Annotated in this window: 14 protein-coding genes; 8 read left to right on the top strand and 6 right to left on the bottom strand. The window is 42.3% G+C overall.

Annotated features, from left to right (window positions below; genetic code table 11):
- Window positions 1-56 precede the first annotated feature (56 nt).
- The 5 genes from RMX69_RS16480 to RMX69_RS16460 all read left to right on the top strand — a co-directional run bounded on the left by RMX69_RS16480 (window position 57) and on the right by RMX69_RS16460 (window position 5,119).
- The gene (locus tag RMX69_RS16480) at window positions 57-779 is read left to right on the top strand and encodes a carbonic anhydrase (RefSeq protein ID WP_289796077.1); all 723 of its coding nucleotides are present in this window, start codon (window positions 57-59) and stop codon (window positions 777-779) included.
- 695 nt (window positions 780-1,474) lie between these two features.
- Window positions 1,475-2,983 carry a UbiD family decarboxylase gene (locus tag RMX69_RS16475; RefSeq protein WP_322638080.1) on the top strand — a complete coding sequence of 503 codons (1,509 nt, stop codon included), beginning with the start codon at window positions 1,475-1,477 and terminating at the stop codon, window positions 2,981-2,983.
- 144 nt (window positions 2,984-3,127) lie between these two features.
- A complete protein-coding gene (locus RMX69_RS16470; protein WP_322638094.1) occupies window positions 3,128-3,667 on the top strand; it encodes an SH3 domain-containing protein in 540 nt (179 codons plus the stop codon).
- A gap of 164 nt (window positions 3,668-3,831) precedes the next feature.
- The gene (locus tag RMX69_RS16465; protein WP_322638079.1) at window positions 3,832-4,206 is read left to right on the top strand and encodes an IS1595 family transposase; all 375 of its coding nucleotides are present in this window, start codon (window positions 3,832-3,834) and stop codon (window positions 4,204-4,206) included.
- 124 nt (window positions 4,207-4,330) lie between these two features.
- Window positions 4,331-5,119 carry a hypothetical protein gene (locus RMX69_RS16460; RefSeq protein WP_322638078.1) on the top strand — a complete coding sequence of 263 codons (789 nt, stop codon included), beginning with the start codon at window positions 4,331-4,333 and terminating at the stop codon, window positions 5,117-5,119.
- On the opposite strand, the gene RMX69_RS16455 is transcribed toward RMX69_RS16460, so the two are convergent.
- Together RMX69_RS16455 and RMX69_RS16450 are read right to left on the bottom strand one after the other, a co-directional pair.
- Window positions 5,116-5,412: a hypothetical protein gene (locus tag RMX69_RS16455; protein WP_322638077.1), complete on the bottom strand. Its 297-nt coding sequence runs from the start codon at window positions 5,410-5,412 to the stop codon at window positions 5,116-5,118. The two genes, RMX69_RS16460 and RMX69_RS16455, sit on opposite strands and share 4 nt — an antisense overlap.
- Window positions 5,413-5,873: 461 nt before the next feature.
- Window positions 5,874-6,326, bottom strand: a complete 453-nt coding sequence (locus RMX69_RS16450; protein WP_322638076.1) for an endonuclease domain-containing protein — start codon at window positions 6,324-6,326, stop codon at window positions 5,874-5,876.
- Window positions 6,327-6,522: 196 nt separating this feature from the next.
- Between RMX69_RS16450 and RMX69_RS16445 the strand changes: the two genes are divergently transcribed.
- From RMX69_RS16445 to RMX69_RS16435, 3 genes are all read left to right on the top strand, one after another.
- Complete coding sequence (locus RMX69_RS16445; RefSeq protein WP_322638075.1) at window positions 6,523-8,145, top strand: tetratricopeptide repeat protein; 1,623 nt, start codon at window positions 6,523-6,525, stop codon at window positions 8,143-8,145.
- 235 nt (window positions 8,146-8,380) lie between these two features.
- Window positions 8,381-9,031 (top strand): MOSC domain-containing protein, encoded by a 651-nt coding sequence (locus RMX69_RS16440; RefSeq protein ID WP_322638073.1) that lies wholly within the window; start codon window positions 8,381-8,383, stop codon window positions 9,029-9,031.
- A 52-nt stretch (window positions 9,032-9,083) separates the two neighbouring features.
- A complete protein-coding gene (locus tag RMX69_RS16435) occupies window positions 9,084-9,461 on the top strand; it encodes a hypothetical protein (RefSeq protein WP_322638072.1) in 378 nt (125 codons plus the stop codon).
- Between the two features lie 134 nt (window positions 9,462-9,595).
- Here the strand turns inward: RMX69_RS16435 and RMX69_RS16430 are convergent, their stop codons facing one another.
- The 4 genes from RMX69_RS16430 to RMX69_RS16415 all read right to left on the bottom strand — a co-directional run bounded on the left by RMX69_RS16430 (window position 9,596) and on the right by RMX69_RS16415 (window position 17,665).
- A complete protein-coding gene (locus tag RMX69_RS16430) occupies window positions 9,596-11,782 on the bottom strand; it encodes a chemotaxis protein CheW (RefSeq protein WP_322638071.1) in 2,187 nt (728 codons plus the stop codon).
- A 167-nt stretch (window positions 11,783-11,949) separates the two neighbouring features.
- Window positions 11,950-13,209, bottom strand: coding sequence for a GAF domain-containing protein (locus RMX69_RS16425; protein WP_322638070.1), 1,260 nt, complete (start codon window positions 13,207-13,209; stop codon window positions 11,950-11,952).
- Between the two features lie 29 nt (window positions 13,210-13,238).
- A complete protein-coding gene (locus tag RMX69_RS16420) occupies window positions 13,239-14,264 on the bottom strand; it encodes a chemotaxis protein CheW (protein WP_322638069.1) in 1,026 nt (341 codons plus the stop codon).
- A 266-nt stretch (window positions 14,265-14,530) separates the two neighbouring features.
- Window positions 14,531-17,665: a hybrid sensor histidine kinase/response regulator gene (locus tag RMX69_RS16415; protein ID WP_322638068.1), complete on the bottom strand. Its 3,135-nt coding sequence runs from the start codon at window positions 17,663-17,665 to the stop codon at window positions 14,531-14,533.
- Window positions 17,666-17,694 lie beyond the last annotated feature (29 nt).

Raw genomic sequence — 17,694 nt, 5'->3', positions numbered from 1 at the left:
TTTTAGTTAAGTCTGATATCTTCTTGAGAACAGCTTTATTGTTGTCAGGTAGATTGATGAGTCGAATTAATGGATTTGTTGGGCGACGTAATTTCTTGAAATTCGCCAGTGTCGTAGGTATTGCAGCTACTACTTTTGGTGATAGCTTTTGGAATGCAGAGCAAACTGCTGTTGCTGATATTCACCCAATTAACCCTAATTCAATCAGTCCGAATGAAGCCATCAAACGATTGCTTGATGGTAATCAAAGATTTATCCATCAAAAACGTCAATATCCCGATCAATCACTAGAACGCTTACGATTAGTTGCGAAAGCTCAGTATCCCTTCGCTGCCATATTAGGCTGTGCAGATTCTAGAGTACCTGCGGAAATTGTCTTCGATCAAGGACTTGGAGATTTATTTGTCGTGCGAGTTGCGGGTAATGTTGTCAGTGACACGGTTATAGGTAGTCTGGAATATTCTACAGCAGTATTGGGTTCGCAGTTAATTATGGTTTTGGGTCACAGAAGATGCGGTGCAGTAGCAGAAGCAATCAAAAACGAACCACTTCCTGGCAGAATTGGTTTGATTATTGAGGGTATTAAACCATCTGTAGAAAGGATAAAGTTCCGAACTGGTGATAATATGCAAGATGCAGTTATAGCCAACATTCAGTATCAGACTGAAAAATTGCAGGAAAGCTCAACTATTTTAGCTAAATTGCTCGGTGAAGGTAAACTAAAAATTGTTGGTGCTTGTTACGATATTGACACTGGTAAAGTCAATATTATTAATTGAATATTTCACACCTTTTAAGTGTAGGATTCTTAGTTCAATGATGTGGGAAAAATGTTTTAGTTGATCTACGCTAACGCAAACTCACGAAAATTTAGAAATAAACTTAAAGCTTGTAACAAATAAACCCAGCAGGGACTATATAACAAGGCCGCCTGCCAGGAAGGTATAGTATATTCTGGCCATGTTTGATTGGTTAGCGCTTATTTGTAAAAAATAATTGCATATCCCTAAATACAATAACTAAATGCTTCGGAAAACACAGTTAAGAAAAGTTACTAAATAGGTTAATTTCCAATTAAAACCCAATAGGCTTGGGTTAAGAGATAAATCAAGACGCGATTTATCGCGTCTCTACATAAAAGTCTTGTTGCTCTATAGCAATCCTATTTGATTCGTGAAAAATTATAAATCAGAAAACGAACCGCAAAGTACGCTTTCGCGCAGCGTCTCGTCAGAGAAGGGCGCAAAGGGAAGAAAGAAGAAAGAGATATATAATTTTCACAAATGATTTAGGACTGCTATATCTGAACTGTATTGAATTAAAACCAACAATTTCCCGAATGGGGAGGGAGGGAAGACAAGGGAGAATGATTGAACAAATTTCTTCTTTGCCTCTTCCTCAATGCCCAATCCCCAATGCCCCATAATATAAGAAAGCGCTTCACACTTCTTAAATAATCAGCTTTATTAGAACAATGGCGAGAGACTTGCGGGGATTCATTAAAATTTTGGAAGAAAGAGGACAATTACGGCGAATTTCTGCTTTAGTTGACCCAGAACTGGAAATTGCTGAGATTTCCAACCGGATGCTGCAAAAAGGTGGGCCAGGATTGTTGTTTGAAAACGTCAAAGGCGCTTCCTTCCCGGTGGCGGTGAATTTGATGGGAACTGTGGAAAGGATTTGCTGGGCGATGAATATGCAGCATCCAGAGGAGTTGGAAACTCTGGGGAAAAAATTGAGTATGCTGCAACAGCCAAAACCGCCGAAGAAGATTTCCCAGGCGATAGATTTTGGGAAAGTGCTGTTTGATGTGGTGAAGGCAAAACCAGGACGAGACTTTTTCCCCCCTTGTCAGCAAGTTGTGCTTCAAGGTAATGATTTAGATTTAAATAAGTTGCCTTTGATACGTCCCTATATTGGTGATGCTGGCAAGATTATCACGCTGGGACTCGTAATTACCAAGGATTGTGAGACGGGTACTCCAAATGTAGGTGTGTATCGCTTGCAACTGCAATCTAAAAATACGATGACGGTTCACTGGTTATCGGTGCGGGGTGGGGCGAGGCATTTGCGAAAAGCAGCGGAACGTGGGAAAAAATTAGAAGTTGCGATCGCACTTGGTGTAGATCCTCTAATTATTATGGCAGCAGCTACACCCATCCCTGTAGATTTATCAGAATGGCTGTTTGCAGGACTTTACGGCGGTTCTGGTGTGCAGTTGGCGAAGTGTAAAACTGTAGATTTGGAAGTTCCCGCAGATTCCGAATTTGTCTTGGAAGGAACGATTACACCAGGGGAAGTTTTACCAGATGGGCCTTTTGGCGACCACATGGGTTATTACGGCGGCGTGGAAGATTCGCCGTTGGTACGCTTTGAGTGTATGACGCACCGGAAAAATCCGATTTACTTAACAACATTTAGCGGTCGTCCACCTAAAGAAGAAGCGATGATGGCGATCGCACTAAATCGCATTTATACGCCCATACTGCGGCAACAAGTATCAGAAATTGTCGATTTCTTCCTCCCAATGGAAGCTTTGAGTTACAAAGCAGCGATTATTTCCATTGATAAAGCATATCCGGGACAAGCGCGACGAGCAGCTTTAGCGTTTTGGAGTGCTTTACCACAATTTACATACACAAAATTTGTAATTGTTGTGGATAAAGACATAAATATTCGCGATCCGCGTCAAGTTGTGTGGGCGATTAGTTCTAAAGTTGACCCAGTGCGGGATGTGTTTATTTTGCCGAATACACCTTTTGATACGTTGGATTTTGCCAGTGAGAAGATTGGCTTAGGTGGACGGATGGGAATTGATGCAACTACAAAGATTCCGCCGGAAACAAATCATGAATGGGGTTCGCCTTTGGAATCTGACCCAGATGTGGCGGCGATGGTAGAGAGACGATGGGCTGAGTATGGTTTGGCAGAGTTGCAGTTAGGAGAAGTAGACCCAAATTTGTTTGGCTATGATATGAAGTAACCTACTATAGCTCAATACAGTTTAGATAGAGCAACAAAACCTTAATGTAGAGACGCGATAAATCGCGTCTTGAAGTTTATGTAGATTCGGAGATATCAATAAGATTTCAGCCTTGGGTACTGATGCCAGAAACTTAAAGAAATGATGACAAAAAAAGTGAAAAAGCCAGCATCAAATTTAGCGATCGGATTGGCATTCAGTTGTATTAGTGTGATACTCAATACTGGTATAGCTAGTGAAATAAGTTTAGCGAAATCAAGTGATTCTCAAAAGTGCGATATTTTTGCCTACGTCACCGATACAGATTCCCAAGGGTTAAATGTACGGAGTGGTGCAAGTACAAATAATGTAATCATAGGACAAATACCCATTAAGGAAACAGTTCAGGTTATTGGTGCTGCTGGAAATTGGGTGCAGATTACTAATGCTAGCAATGGTTTTCAAGGAACTGGATGGGTATTCGTGCCAAAGTTAGGCTTAACAACGCGGGGCTACGGTACTAACGGTGTGGATTTATATGCTAGTAGCAGTCAAAAAAGCCAAAAACTGAGAAGAATTCCTGCTAATACGGCTGTCAAATTGTTAGGCTGTCAGGGAGATTGGGCGCAGGTAGAATATCAAGGTGTTAAGGGTTGGTTGACAAGGGAAGATCAATGTGGTGCAGCCCTCACCAGTTGTTCTTAGAACCCGACTCCTAACTCACAAGTAAAGAGCAAGGGATTTTATACGAAAAAATAAAAATTGCGATCGCAATATTACTTCGGTTTTTCCTTAACGATTGATACATATTGCTAGAAAATTAAAGAGTAATTTTTGACATTGTTATTCTCAGAACTCTGAGAATAACAATGTCACGAAATCACGAAGAATGCCTTGCCCTACTTGAGCAAATTCGCTGGGGTGGAAAGCCAAAGTGCCCATACTGTGAATCAACCAACGCTACTGCATACAAGAATGAGCGTAGATATCACTGTAATGAATGCTTTACTTCATACAGTGTTACAGTGGGTACACTTTTTCACAAGACTCATGTAGAATTACAAAAATGGTTTGTAGCGATTCACCTTGTGCTAAATTATCCAGGGGGTATTAGTGTGCGTCAGCTTGCCAAAGAAATCGGGGTTAATAAAAATACAGCTTGCTATATGATTGCGCGTATTCGTATGGCAGCTAGTGAGGAACAAGGACTAATACAGTTCTTGGTAGAAAGGAATAAGATTTAGGCTAGTAACGCTGGATTTTGAGTCCTCAACATAAGTTTGACAAGATAACAATGCTTTTGAAATCATTGTTATAAGCTTTATCTAACGTTTAACAAACATTATTCTCTTCATAAAGGTATTTTTAATGTTTAAAGGACTATTTAAACGAACTACAGGAACACTACTTTTCATAGGTGTGAGTATTTTAATTTTTGTTGGAGGTTACTATATAGGTAGATTACCTGACGATCCTGGTAAAAATAACAAAGTTTCCGAGAAACAAAAAATACTTTTGCCTATTTTGATAGGCTATATTCCTATAGGTGTAACTGCTTTAGAATTCTTCATTAATTCAAGAGTAGATGAAGAATCAAAGAATAAAATAGAAAGCAATAAAAAAGAATGTGAAAGTAAAATAAAAAGTTATGCAATTAGCTACTTGCAAACAATTGATACAGCTGAAACTAAATTGGCAGGTAGGGATGATGATGTTTCTCTGCAAATCATAGGAGAATTCAGAAAGATTAGGCAGGTTTTTGAAGAATATATTGAGAACTATGATGCTGCTCAAGAAATTATTAAGTGGTTAGACGACGATAAAATGCGTCATGATTTAATAGTAGAAATAGTAGTTGTGATTGCTGAAAATAAGTATAATCTTACTCCTAATTCTACTGCTTACAAGAAGTTTGGAGAAGATATATCTATGTGTGTGAATTGGCTACGAGATAGTATTGATATCCTTGGTCATCGCAGAGTATATCGAGAAGAAATGTCTACAGCAATAACTTCAGGTCTGCGTTTTGCTATCTACGAAGATTCACTAAATTATGTCCCAACATATCTGAAAAAAAAAGAAAGCTTAACATGGAAGCATAAAATTTTGCTGGAATCTTATATTAAACACTTGTTGCAAAATTTGAAGCCGAGCTAATTCAATAGTCTTTTTATAGCTAAATCAATTCTATATTGAAATGAATTGACATAGGGTATATCTCTATTCATACTGCTAGTTTCTTCTTGGAACTCTTTTTCAAGTGTTTCTATTTCCTGCGTTACTTCTGATCTTACTTTTGATAATATAGTATTTATTTCTGAGTAAGGAGCTTCTTGTTTGTTAGATGTTATTAAAATTTCTTGGATTGTTTGAATTGTTTTTAAAAAGCTATCTAGAACCTCTAATGTGCTAACAGATTTTGGGTAATTAAGATTGTTAGATGCTGACATTTTTTATGACTACTTAATTTTTTGAATTTTTCTGAGCTTAAGCATTTATATTATTTACTCATTCTCAGATAGTCACTACCGCTAAGTAAGACACAATGATTTTATTCACTCACTGTCTGTAAAAATTAGTAAGATTTTAACTATCTGGGCTATATACTTGCTAACACTCATCTCCAACCACTACCCTCGCACCACCAACCCTAATCCTTAACAGCAACGCTAGTTAATCCTCCCAACGACCAAATATTTCGAGATACCAGAATATATCGGCGAAGATATTATCATTCCACTCACTGAGTTATGGAGTGATAAACTTCCTTTACAAAGCAACTTGTATCGACAGCCAATGCAGCTGTTGATATATTCCCTAGAATACTTCTGGCGCGATCGCACTTCCTCATCAAAAACCACATAATTAGCCCCCTCTCCTCGCTTGCGGGGAGGGGGTTGGGGGTGGGGTTCTATCTCTGCAACCAAGCCCCAATATCCTGCAACACCCCCTCCATCCTCTCCAGAACATCCTCATTTCTAAATCGCACAACCTGCAACCCCAAACTCTCCAAAAATTCTTGACGTATCGCATCTTCCTCTTGCGTGTAGTCGTGAATTTCGCCATCCACTTCCACCACTAACCGCGCTTCATTACAGTAAAAATCGACGATAAAACGGTCAATTGTTTGCTGACGGCGGAACTTGAAACCCAAAAGTTGCTTGTGTCTCAACTTTTCCCAAAGTAGCTTTTCTGCTGGAGTTGGTTCACACCGCATTTGTCGCGCTAATGGTTTAAGTTTTTTCCAAAGTTCGTGGGAGGTTTGCCAAGGGTATCCCGGAACCCCACCCCCTAGCCCCCTCCCCGCAAGCGAGGAGGGGGGACTGGAGTCGGTGAAAGGCTTGGGGTTTTGATTTTGGGTCATTTGACACTCTTGGAGTTAATTAATATTTCATGTATTATTCCCAGCGATCGCACTCTCCCAACTCCTCAAAACTCTGGCATAATCAGACATGGCTGCACCTTTAAAACTGATGTAAATCCTGCAAGCTAATTAAAAGGTTTACGCCGAATGGATATTTTAATAGAATAATCTCATCAAAAGATTCGCAGAAATATAAATGGACTGGATTACACTACTGCGATCGCTACAGTCTGATTTTATTAAAAGGTTAGCATCTGGTTGTCTGCTTCATTGTGAAACAGAAGGTCAATATAGTGAATTAACTATAATTTCTGGAGAGAGATTAAAGGTACTACGGGAGTTTTGCTGGCAGATGGCTGAAAAATATAAGCGTGTTTTACCAGTGCGTGATGTTTTTCTTAGCTATCTCAAAGGGAAGTTGGGTGAAGAAGTTGTCAAAGAACGTTTAGCTGATTTTATTACCGAAGTCGATTATGAAAAGCGATTTGGCGGCGATGGTAATATAGATTTTACGTTGACTTCTGACCCATCTATTGGTATCGAAGTTAAATCTCGTCATGGTCGCATTGACAGAGTTAGATGGTCAATTAGTTCTGAAGAAGTTGAAAAAAATGCAGTTGTAGTTTGCATTTTAATTCAAGAAGATGTGAGTGAAGCACAATCGGAGTATCACCTTTTTTTGGCTGGCTTTCTCCCAACCCGGATGATTAAGTTGAAGACTGGTAAAATTTCTTTTGGGATAGAACAATTACTATATGGTGGTGGTTTATGGTGCTATCTAGAACAGTTACAATCTTCTATAAATAATTCTTCTCGGCAACAACCATCTATTTATAAATATCTCCCGAAACAAGAAATTCTATCTAAGCCAACTAATCATCAGGTATTCAAATCTTCTTTTCAACCTGAATATCATAATGAAGATTTAAATATATTTTATGTAAAGCTGGGTGATGAATGCTTTCAAAAAGGAGAATATATAAATGCAATTACTAACTATAATCAAGCACTACAAGTTAATCAAAGCGATATTGACGTTTTATATTATAAACGAGGTTTAGCTCACTATCAAATAGGAGATTACGAAGCTGCGATCGCAGATTATTCTCAGGCAATCCAAATAAACCTTCATGATGCTAAATCTTACAATAAAAGAGGTTTAGCTCTCTATCAACTTGGGCGATTAGAGGAAGCAATTAATGATTATACTCAAGCTATTAGAATAAATCCTAATGTTGCCGTAACCTATAAAAATCGTGCTGAAGCTCGTTCTCATGTTGGAGATAACCAAGGAGCAATTGAGGATTATACCCAGGCGATTAAAATTAATCCTCATTATGCTGATGCTTATAAAAACCGTGGGATTACTCGTTATTTATTAGGCTCTCAGCCAGGATTTCCTCAAGCAATCAAGATTAATCCTCAAGATGCAATAGCCTATAAAAAACGCGGTAATGCTCGTTCAGATTTAGGAGACTTTGAGGGTGCAATTGAAGATTATACTCAGGCAATCCAGATTAATCCTAGTTATGCTGATGCTTATTACAACCGTGGTAATGCTCGTTCAGATTTAGGAGACTTTGAGGGCGCAATTGAAGATTATACTCAGGCAATCGAGATTAATTGTAGTTATGCTGATGCTTATTATAATCGTGGCAATATTCGTTTAGAAATTGCAGATAAACAGGGAGCAATTGAAGATTTTCAAAAAGCGGCAGATATTTATCGTAAAGAAGGTAAGCTTGAAGCACTCAAGGATACACGAGAAATAATATTAGATTTAGAAATAGAAGAATCATTAGATGTTTTAAACTTCTAAATAATTGCTATACGAAATAGCCTCCAAAGTTTGTTTGCTATCTGGCTGATTTACTTAATTTAGGCGATGTTATTACTGATGAATTGTCTATAGTATTTAACCTTAATCAGCAACACAAAAATTGGGACTATCGAGTGTTGTAAATGAGCGAACCTACCGTTTATTTTTTTTTTGATAACCATTAAAACAGTTATACTTAGTAAACTTAACATTAACGAAGACTCATACCGCAAAGATGAAACTTATTTCTGTAAACGTGGGACTACCGCGTGAAGTTACCTGGAAAGGGAAAACAGTTAGCACTGGAATTTTCAAAGAGCCAGTTAGCGATCGCGTCATGGTGCGCGTACTCAATTTAGACGGTGATGGACAAGCCGATCTCACCGTTCATGGCGGAGCAGATAAAGCAGTCTATGTATACCCATTCGAGCATTACGATTATTGGCGAAATGAATTGCCTGACACAGAGTTACCGCTAGGCATCTTTGGTGAAAATTTAACGATCGCTGGACTCAGAGAAGAAGACGTGAATATTGGCGATCGCTTTCGTATCGGCACTGTAAAACTGATGGTGACACAACCTCGCCTACCCTGCTACAAACTGGGCATTCGGTTTGGACGACCTGATATGGTAAAACGATTTCTCGCAAGTCGCCGCACCGGATTTTACTTTCGTGTTTTGCAAGAGGGCGAAGTTGGAGCCGGAGACACTTTAGAATTGGTGAGCCGGGATGACAATAATATTACTGTTGCTAATATCACTCAGCTTTATACTCGTGAGCAGAACAATCCAGAGTTACTTCACCAAGCTGCTCAACTTGAAGCCTTACCCGAAAGCTGGCGCGACTACTTTCAGGAGCAAAGTCGTCGTCAGGATGTGAAATAAAGGCTTGCTGGAATGCTAAACAAAAATTAATTTCACAACACTCTTGAAAATAATGAAAACACTCCTGAAAAGATCGGCGTTATTCCTTGCTTTGCCAATCAGTATATTAGCTAATTTTTCCTTACCTGCTTCTGCTGATTCTACTGCTGGCATCATCCTGAGTACAAAATGCCAGGGTGGTTATAACATCAATATTTGGCAGAATTATACGAATGGTGAACTGCTCTATCGCGCGACCAATCCCAACGGTAATTTAAGTTTGGGTAAAGGAACTAGCCAAGCGACAGAAGGGGTTCGAGTGTATAAGTTTCGGAATGGAATTTATGAATATTGGGTGTGGGATGGCACGTTAGATAACCCGCAGTCTGGAACTTTAGAGGTGTATAAAAACAAGCGTATCTTGATGAAGCAAGCTTGTAGAAAAAGTTGAATTTTCTAGGGGGTGTTAGCACTTTTTGGAAACCCACCTAGGGCAAATACATTATTGCTAAAACCCTTTATAAGTCAGCCAGTTTTGTCTGAAATTCATAACACCTTCTTAACAAGAATGACACAGGTATTGATTCAAGTTAGAGATTTTGTGAGAAGATGACCATCTAAAACCAGGCTAAGTTGCCCATTGGCAAGAATGCTAGTTCCTTGGATATAAGCTGCAACTGGGATTGCTTCCCCCAAAGGATGGATCGCAGCGGATTGCTTGCCGATGATGCAATCTACTTCTAAAGCACATCGTTTGTCTAAGTAACGAAATACTAATAAAGGCTTATCCTGCTTGAAAGCATTTAGTGTATCTGTGTTGTAAGTAGTAACTGAGGTAGGAAGCTGGTTAGGACAAATCAGTACATCAGTCAATAAGTGAATAGGGACGAGCATTTCTGTTGTTAAATCCTCACGATCGCAACCAAGGAAGCCACTGGTGCTAGAAGACTGCAAAAATAACATCCGTCCCGCTTGAGTTTGGATAATTTGTTCGGACTGGGATAGACAAATCTGCTCTACAGAATCGGCAATAAATGCATAGACTCTGGAGTTAGCTTGACAGACGATAAGTTGAGCAATTTTTTGATCGAGGGGAATTTGGAGCGAGAAAGCTGTACCATGTCCAGCTTTAGACTTCAATACTATTCTTCCCTGAATAGCTGTTAATTGCTTGCAAACTTCAGTTAATTCTACTCCTAACTCTAAGGCAGCGCGATCGCATAAAACAGATGAAACCTCTGGTTCAATTACTAGTTCTTGTAAGATATCCCCTGGTTTTGTCAGGGCGAGTCCTTGGGCTAAAGCTTGTTGATAGATTTGAGATAAGTTCAGTCCTGCGCCATCATCACAGCCATCAATAATTAGTTGATTTCCCTGCTGGTAAATTTGAATTTCAATAATACCGTTGCTATTTTTACCTAGCTGTTGGCGTGTTTGGCCAGACTCAATACTTTGCTCTAGTAAATAGCAACTTATATGCAATAGGAGAGCATGGAGGCGATCGCTAAATGCCCGATTGACTTGGATATCGCTAACTTGTAAATGTAGTCTAGCAGACTTATCTTGTAGAGCTTGTAGCTGAGACCAAAGCCGATGCAACGGTTCTAAGGCTACTTTTAAAGGAATAGTTGTAACTTTTTTGACTAAATTGGCAGAATGCTTAAGTAACTTTTCCTGCTGTATAAGTTCTTGTTTGAGTTGATGATGATTGTTATTCAGCGAATCAACAGTTGATGCCACCTGAGACGCTTCAGCCAAAACAGATTGCAGAATACTGTATAATTGCTGAGAGCGAGAAGCAGCTAGAGGAGAAAGGGTATCTGAAATTGCTGCTAAACGTCCTGACCATTCTTGTAGATTATCCAGCAGGTGTTGTAATCGTTTAACTTGTCGGAGCAACCGCCCGATGGTATGTTGCTGTTGTTCTTCTTGACAGGCTTGCTGATTATATGTAGTTAATAATGTTGCAACTAGCACATTTAGTTGTTCGAGATGCTGAATATTGATCGGTGTGGCGGTTGGAATACTTGTTGCAACAATGGTAGAAATGGATTCTTGTAAAGAGAGTGGATGGCGATCGCGAACAGATTTAACTAGGGATGCTTCAGTAGGTAAGGAAAAATCCCCCAACCAAGCATGAAAATCTCCTTCATCATACTCCTTCGGATTTGCTAGTTCCCCTACATTGATGGGAAGCTGCTCGGTATCTACGTAAACAAGGCTGCCAGACTGGGGGCTAGTTTCACAAGAGGCAGGGGGCAGGGGGCAGGGGGCAGGGGGCAGGGGAAAGCTCCCTACTCCCTGTTCGCCTGCTTTTTCACATTCTTGCGATCGCTCTATCAATGTCTCAAAGTTTGTTTCCTGGTGATCGCCAAACTCTGCTTGTAGATGAGCAACAATGGCAGACATCCGCTCCAGAATTTCTACTTCGTCAATTTGCGAGGCTGTTAAAAATGCCATCAATAGCATCTGTAGACAATCTAATCCTTCCGACAACAGGGAGGCGATCGGGGCGTTGACAGTTGCCCGATACTGATGTAGAAGCTGAAAAATCTCTTCTAGTGCAGCCGCAACTATAGCAATGGCATCTAACTCAGCTGCTATGGCAATCGAATGCAGAGAGCTAGCAGCTTCCATGAGAGCCAAAGCTGTACCAGGGTTACTGTCTTTTGTATAGTTAGGCAACTCCTGCTCCAAGAACAGTAACAAATCGATCGCTTCTTCTAGGAAGCGATCGTCGTTCTGCGGTTGGGGGACAAAATCGGTACTCATGAAAACAACTCTCGTTTCTATGGGGTTTGTGACAATTCTATGGCTTCGACATTAGACTTCTTGCAGAAGTGGGGAAAAGGGTAAGGGGTAAAGGGGAAAGGGCTAATAAAAACCCTTTTCCCTTTAACCTTTTCCCTTTCCCCCCTATGAGCAAAAGTAACTTTTGCTCATAGGTCTATTGATTTGAGGGTACAAGCAGCGATGTCGGCGATCGCTTTGAATTGCTCCTGAATTTGCGCGATTGACTCCAGTCCCGCACTGATTTGGCGATCGCACGGTTCGATCGCAGAAGCAACGTCTGCTGCTGCCACTTGGAGTTCTTGGAACCATTCCTCTATATTTAGGGTGCTATCGCGGGCTTGACGGGCGAGAATTTCCACCTGTTCGGCAGCAGCTAGCAAACCTAGTTCTTGGTCGTTAGCTTTTGTGGCTTCGATGGCTGTATTCAGGGATAAAACCTGAATTTTGGTACTCAAGCCTTCCACAAGGCGAATAAAGTCAGAAGCTTGCTGGCAAAATTCACCAAGATATTGCAGCTGTTTATTAGTAATAGCAACAGTATCTTGAATAGACATTAAATGCTCGCCGGCAAGCTCGGCGATTCTTACTCCTGCTTGTACAGCTTGACTCACCTGCTGAAATGGCACTAGTAACTCAGAGCGATCAGCCTTTTGGGGAGGCTGTGACAGATGTTGAGCAGGTGGAGCTACTATTTCAGCCCAGCGCAAGTTAATTGTCAACATCATTCCTACTTGTTGTAGCAAACTGCGCTCTGCTTCCTGCCATTGTCGGGGTTGGAGGCAATGATGAATAACTAAAAAACCCCAAGGCTGTTGTTTGACAATCAAGGGTAAGCAGAGGCTAGCTTGCACCTGAAAGCGTTGCCAAAATTGCTGTTGGCGGGGAGTTAATTCTAATACTTCAGTTAGGTTGTTGAGTAAGTTTTGTCCGTCACTAACATCGGGTTTATTAACAAACAAATTTATCGGTAGGGATTGGTTGAGCAAGGATGTCCAACCTGCTTGTATAGCTTCAGCGATCGCACGAGAGCGATTATCTTCTTCAAAACGATAAATCAAAACGCGATCGGCGTTGAGAATATCTCGAAGGACGGTGACTGTAACCTCCAAAAGTGCAGTTTGGCCTTTTGCCTGCTGCATTTGCCGATCGATGCCCGCAAGTTGTTCTCGCTGGAGTTGAAAAGCTCCTCGAACATTTTCATCATTGTCACTGGGCGAATCCTTAGCCAAAGCTTGGATAAAAGCTTCGATTTGACTTACCTTCTGCTGCAATTGAGCGACCTTTGGCCCCTTAGCAGATTGAAAGACTGCTTTGATTAGAGCCACATTAGCCAAAATTTCTTCTATCTGGATTTCATTTTCAACAGGCTGGGTTTCAGAATTAGGGTCTAAAGTTGCGATCGTCACGGAAAACTCCTTGGCAGCATCAAGTTAAATCAGTGGGTTTGCCATTGCAATGTTTGGGCGATCGCTCTGGTGTCTAAAATCCAGCGATCGCCTGGCAGAATACCTTGAACAAAATTTAGCAGTTTGTTTGGGGAAAAGTCGGTTGGTGCCGATTGTGCTTGCTGTAAATCCTGCCACTCTACATCGTAGACATGAGCCACCAAAAACCCGATTACCTGATTTTGCAGTTCGAGAACCAGAACCATTGGCTTTTCTGGTCGTGACTGCCGTTTCAAAAGCGGCGCATAACCAAGCAAATGTTCCAAGTCAACCACCCGTAGCATCTGTCCTTGCCAATTATAGAAACCTAAAATCCAACTTGGTAAGGCCGGGGCTGGGGAAATTTCTTGGCTAGCGAGATGAATAATGTCCTGTAATGAGTGGAATGGTAGCAATCCACTTCCTTGATTCCCCAAGGAAAAACGGAGAAATCTTTGCCGTTGTTCGCCTGATGCCAGCCCAGGAGGCAAGGTTGCGGTTGTTCCGGGCAACCCCAACTTATTAGCCAATATCTGGCTCATACCAAAAAGAAGTACTTTGAGTGGTTCCTCGTTCGGTGCTACAGGCAAAACAGCCATGTGGCTAACACAGCTTAACTCCGCCACTTGCCGATAAGACCACGGCACCGGACGCACTGCTGACAAAGGAATATCAATTAAGGCAGGGGGCTTGTCTACAGGAATGCCACAAATTTCCCCAGTCCGGGTTTGAGTCAGAAGTAAGAAGCGCCCTGAAGTGTCAACCGCAGAGGGAACTTGATGCGGCTGTTGGGCTTGCATTTGCGAAATGAACTTTTGGCGCAAGTCCACAATTGTGATCGTTTGCGCTCCCAAATCAACCATCCCGATACCACTTTCAACTGTACTGCGAATCGGGGGACAAGCCATCACCTTGAGAACTGCACCAACTGGCAGGGCAAATAAATAGTCTGCGATCGCAAAAACAACGACTCGTAGGGAGTCGCGATCGCTCACAGCGCCAGATAATCGCTTAAACGGAAAGGGAGTGTTGAGCATAGCAAGGGTAAAGGGTAAAGGGGAAAGGGGAAGGGGGAAAAGGGAAGGGGTAAAGGGGAAGGGGGAAAAGGGAAGGGGTAAAGGGGAAGGGGAAAGGGTGCAAGCCCCTAAACTTTATTTATGGAGGGGAAAAAGATTCAATTCCAGACTATTGCGGAAGAATTGAGGTATCCTTACTTCAAGCCGCTAACTTTAGTTATGGGGTTCCCTTTCCCCCTTCCCCTTTCCCCTTTCCCCCTTCCCCTTTCCCCCTTACCCTTTACCCTTTACCCATTAACCAATTCAGCGATCGCGGCTAGAAAGCTCTGTTCGGAATAGGGTTTGGTCATGTAAGCTTTCGCCCCTAGAGCTAAAGCTAATTGGCGGTGCTTTTGTCCGCTACGGGTAGTCAGCATCACCACAGGAATCCCGGACAAACGCTCGTCTTGGCGACGGTGTTCTAAGAATTCAAATCCATTCATCTGTGGCATTTCAATGTCACAAATCACTAAATCAACATCACCGTGTTGCAGCATTTGCGCGATCGCCTCTCGACCATCACCTGCTTGCAACACTTGATAATCGGCTTTCTGGAGCGTCTGCACCAAACTTTGCCTTTGTACAACCGAATCTTCCACCACTAAAACTGTCAGTCGGTTAGGTTGAGCAACGGCTGTATTGACTTCCATCGGCTGTTGCTGTGGTTGCGTTATCGTTAAGGTTTGCTGTCCCTCTAGAGTCAGAACAGGCTCAGGCGCGGGCAATAGTTTAGTTGCAAGACTTGATGCCGGGGAAGTTGGCATCATATCTGTCTCCCAAGTTTGCCGAACTAACTCCAACGGGTCAACGATTAGGGTAAGACTACCATTTCCCAACACGCTGTAGCCTTGGATGTAACTAGGTAAAGTCAGGACTCTACCGAGGGACTTAATTACTAATTCCTGCTCGACTAAAATTTGATCGACTTGCAAACACAGATATTGATGCTCTGTTTCCAACAGCAGCAGAGGTTCAACGGTGTTCCGTTGTTTGACTGGAAAAGGACTTAGGTTTAAATTGTGGTCTTGGGTGAATAAAGGATATTTGTAATCCAGCAAATTGGCAAGTGAGCGGATGGGAACTAGTTGCTGACTTTGCCCTTCTCCCCACTGCCAGAATTTTTGGCTGCCTTGCCCATGTAAAGATTGCTGGACTTGAATCTGCTCTGGCTGCGGTAATAAAACCTGGCTAACTCCTTCAGACAGCAAGCCATAAGTAATACCTTGAGATTGACAAACGAGCAAGCGTGCTGTTGTCAAGCTCAGGGGCAATTGCAGGATGAAGGTGGTTCCCTGCCCTAAAAGCGATCGCACCACAATCGAACCTTGTAAAGCTTGCAATTGAGTGCGAACCACATCTAAGCCGATACCACGGCCAGATAACTCACCAACCTGCTTGGCGGTAGAAAAGCCTGGTTCAAATAATAACTCTGCCAGTTGGTCTTCTGAGGCGTAGGCGGCTTGTTCGGGAGTCAGCAGGTGTTTTTCTATACCTCGTTGACGAATGGCTTCCCAATTTAAGCCTCGACCATCATCCCGTACCTCAATAGTAGTGCGGTTGCCTTGATGATAGGCTTGAATTGTAATTGTTCCGGTTTCTGGTTTACCCTGCTGGCGGCGGGTTTCTACCGGTTCAATGCCATGATCGAAGGCATTGCGAATCATGTGCAGCAAGGGATCGTACAACTGCTCAGAAATGGCTTTATCCACCAGTACCTTCGTACCGCCAAGCTTGAGTTCAACAGGCTTATGATAAGTTGCTACCATCTGTTGCAGGAGACGCGGTAATCGATTCAACACTGTTCCCAGTGGAACCATTCTGGCTTGCAGTAAATCTTCCTGCGCTCCTGAAAGCAGTTGCTTGCGCTTTCCGAGACTGAAGCGAGATTGCTGAACTAAGCCATTAACAGCCTCAATCTGTTCTCCTAATTGCACCATGTCTTCTGTCAGATTTTGCAGGAGAATGTGCAACTCGCTATAGTTATCCATTTCTAAGGCATCAAAATTGGATTGTGCCTCGGTAGCAGAGATAACTCGTGGAGAGCCATGTATATGTCGCTGCTTGCGTTCGGGAAGCAGCAGATGTCGATCCGACCAAGTAAAAACTTTACTAAGTTGTTGTTGACAGTACAAAAACTGTAGTAGAGTGTCTTGAGCTGCTTTGTGGATGTAGTTAGATTGCAGGTTTTGTTGGTTTTCGCTGATTAGCAATTCCCCAATTGTATGGCTGAGGCGATCGAGCTGTTCTATCGCGACTCGGATACTGGGAAGTGATGCCGATGATTGAGCCTGGAGGCTTGGTGCTGGTGGTGGAGAGGCTGTCCGATCTGAGTCTGAGTATCGGCAAGATGTCTGTGGATCTCCGATCCAGATTGACTGTAAAATCCGCTCTATGGCAGAAGGGGCTACTACCGAATCCTGAGAAATAGGTGCTAGTACCTCCGGTGTTTTCGGTACGGAGTTATCAGTCCGCTTCGGGAAAAACGACCAAATTGATTCCGCTTCGCTGGCGCTGAGGAGGGGAGATGGCTGATTCTCAGTTGTAGTCGTTTGTGTTGGTTGGGCAGCGATCGCAACTGGTTGCCCAGGCGGTTCTGGGACAGGAGTAGTTAGTTCTGTCCATTCTCGCAATTGTAGAGATATCTCTCCCCCTTGAGTGCGATCGCCTGCAAGTACTGCTGTTTGAGCTGCTTTAAAATTTTCTAAAGCCGCCTGAGCGATTTCCAATACTTTATCTGGATGTGCTTTGAGCGCGTTTAGGGTCGCCTGGGCAATTTCTTCCAATCCAGATAAGCCATAAGATGCTGCTAGTTCGACAAAAAATTCTGCTTGGGAGTTGAGTGTTGTTTGAATTTGTTGCGGATCTTGGCTTTGAATGTCAGTTTCCAACTGTTGCAAATCCTGGAGTACACTCCCGGAAAAGATTGACTCTACCACATCAAAGCCAAGTTCTTCCGAACTGGGAAGCGGAGCCTCGCGGCCAAAAAAGTCGCCTAGCTTATGTTGAAGTTGGGCAAAGATTGAGGCAGTGCGATCGAGTATTTCTGCCTCATTGCAGGATAAGCCCATCAAGGCTGCACTCAATGGAGTTCGCAGGCACTCATAAGCATCTAGAAGCAAAGCGCCCAATTCTGGATCGATTTCCAGTTCTGGAGCGTATAACGCTTGGAATACATCTTCCAAATGATGGGCAATTGTCTGAATAGTTTCTTGCCCAACACTGGCAGCACTCCCTTTGATAGTATGGGCGCTTCGCATCAAGGCATGAACTTTTTCTATTGTTTTTTCATCAAGTAGACCGATCAGATTCTGCTCAATGGTTTGCAATAACTCTGCCGCTTCCGCAAGAAAAGCCTGCTCTTGATTACTGGGATCGGGATTCATAACACAATGCGCTTGGTGTTAAGGAGATT

The organism is Nostoc sp. EspVER01, assembly GCF_034530635.1.
Classification (GTDB): Bacteria; Cyanobacteriota; Cyanobacteriia; order Cyanobacteriales; family Nostocaceae; genus Nostoc.
The sequence above is the reverse complement of the archived record's forward strand: the minus strand, read 5'-3'. Positions and strand labels throughout refer to the sequence as shown.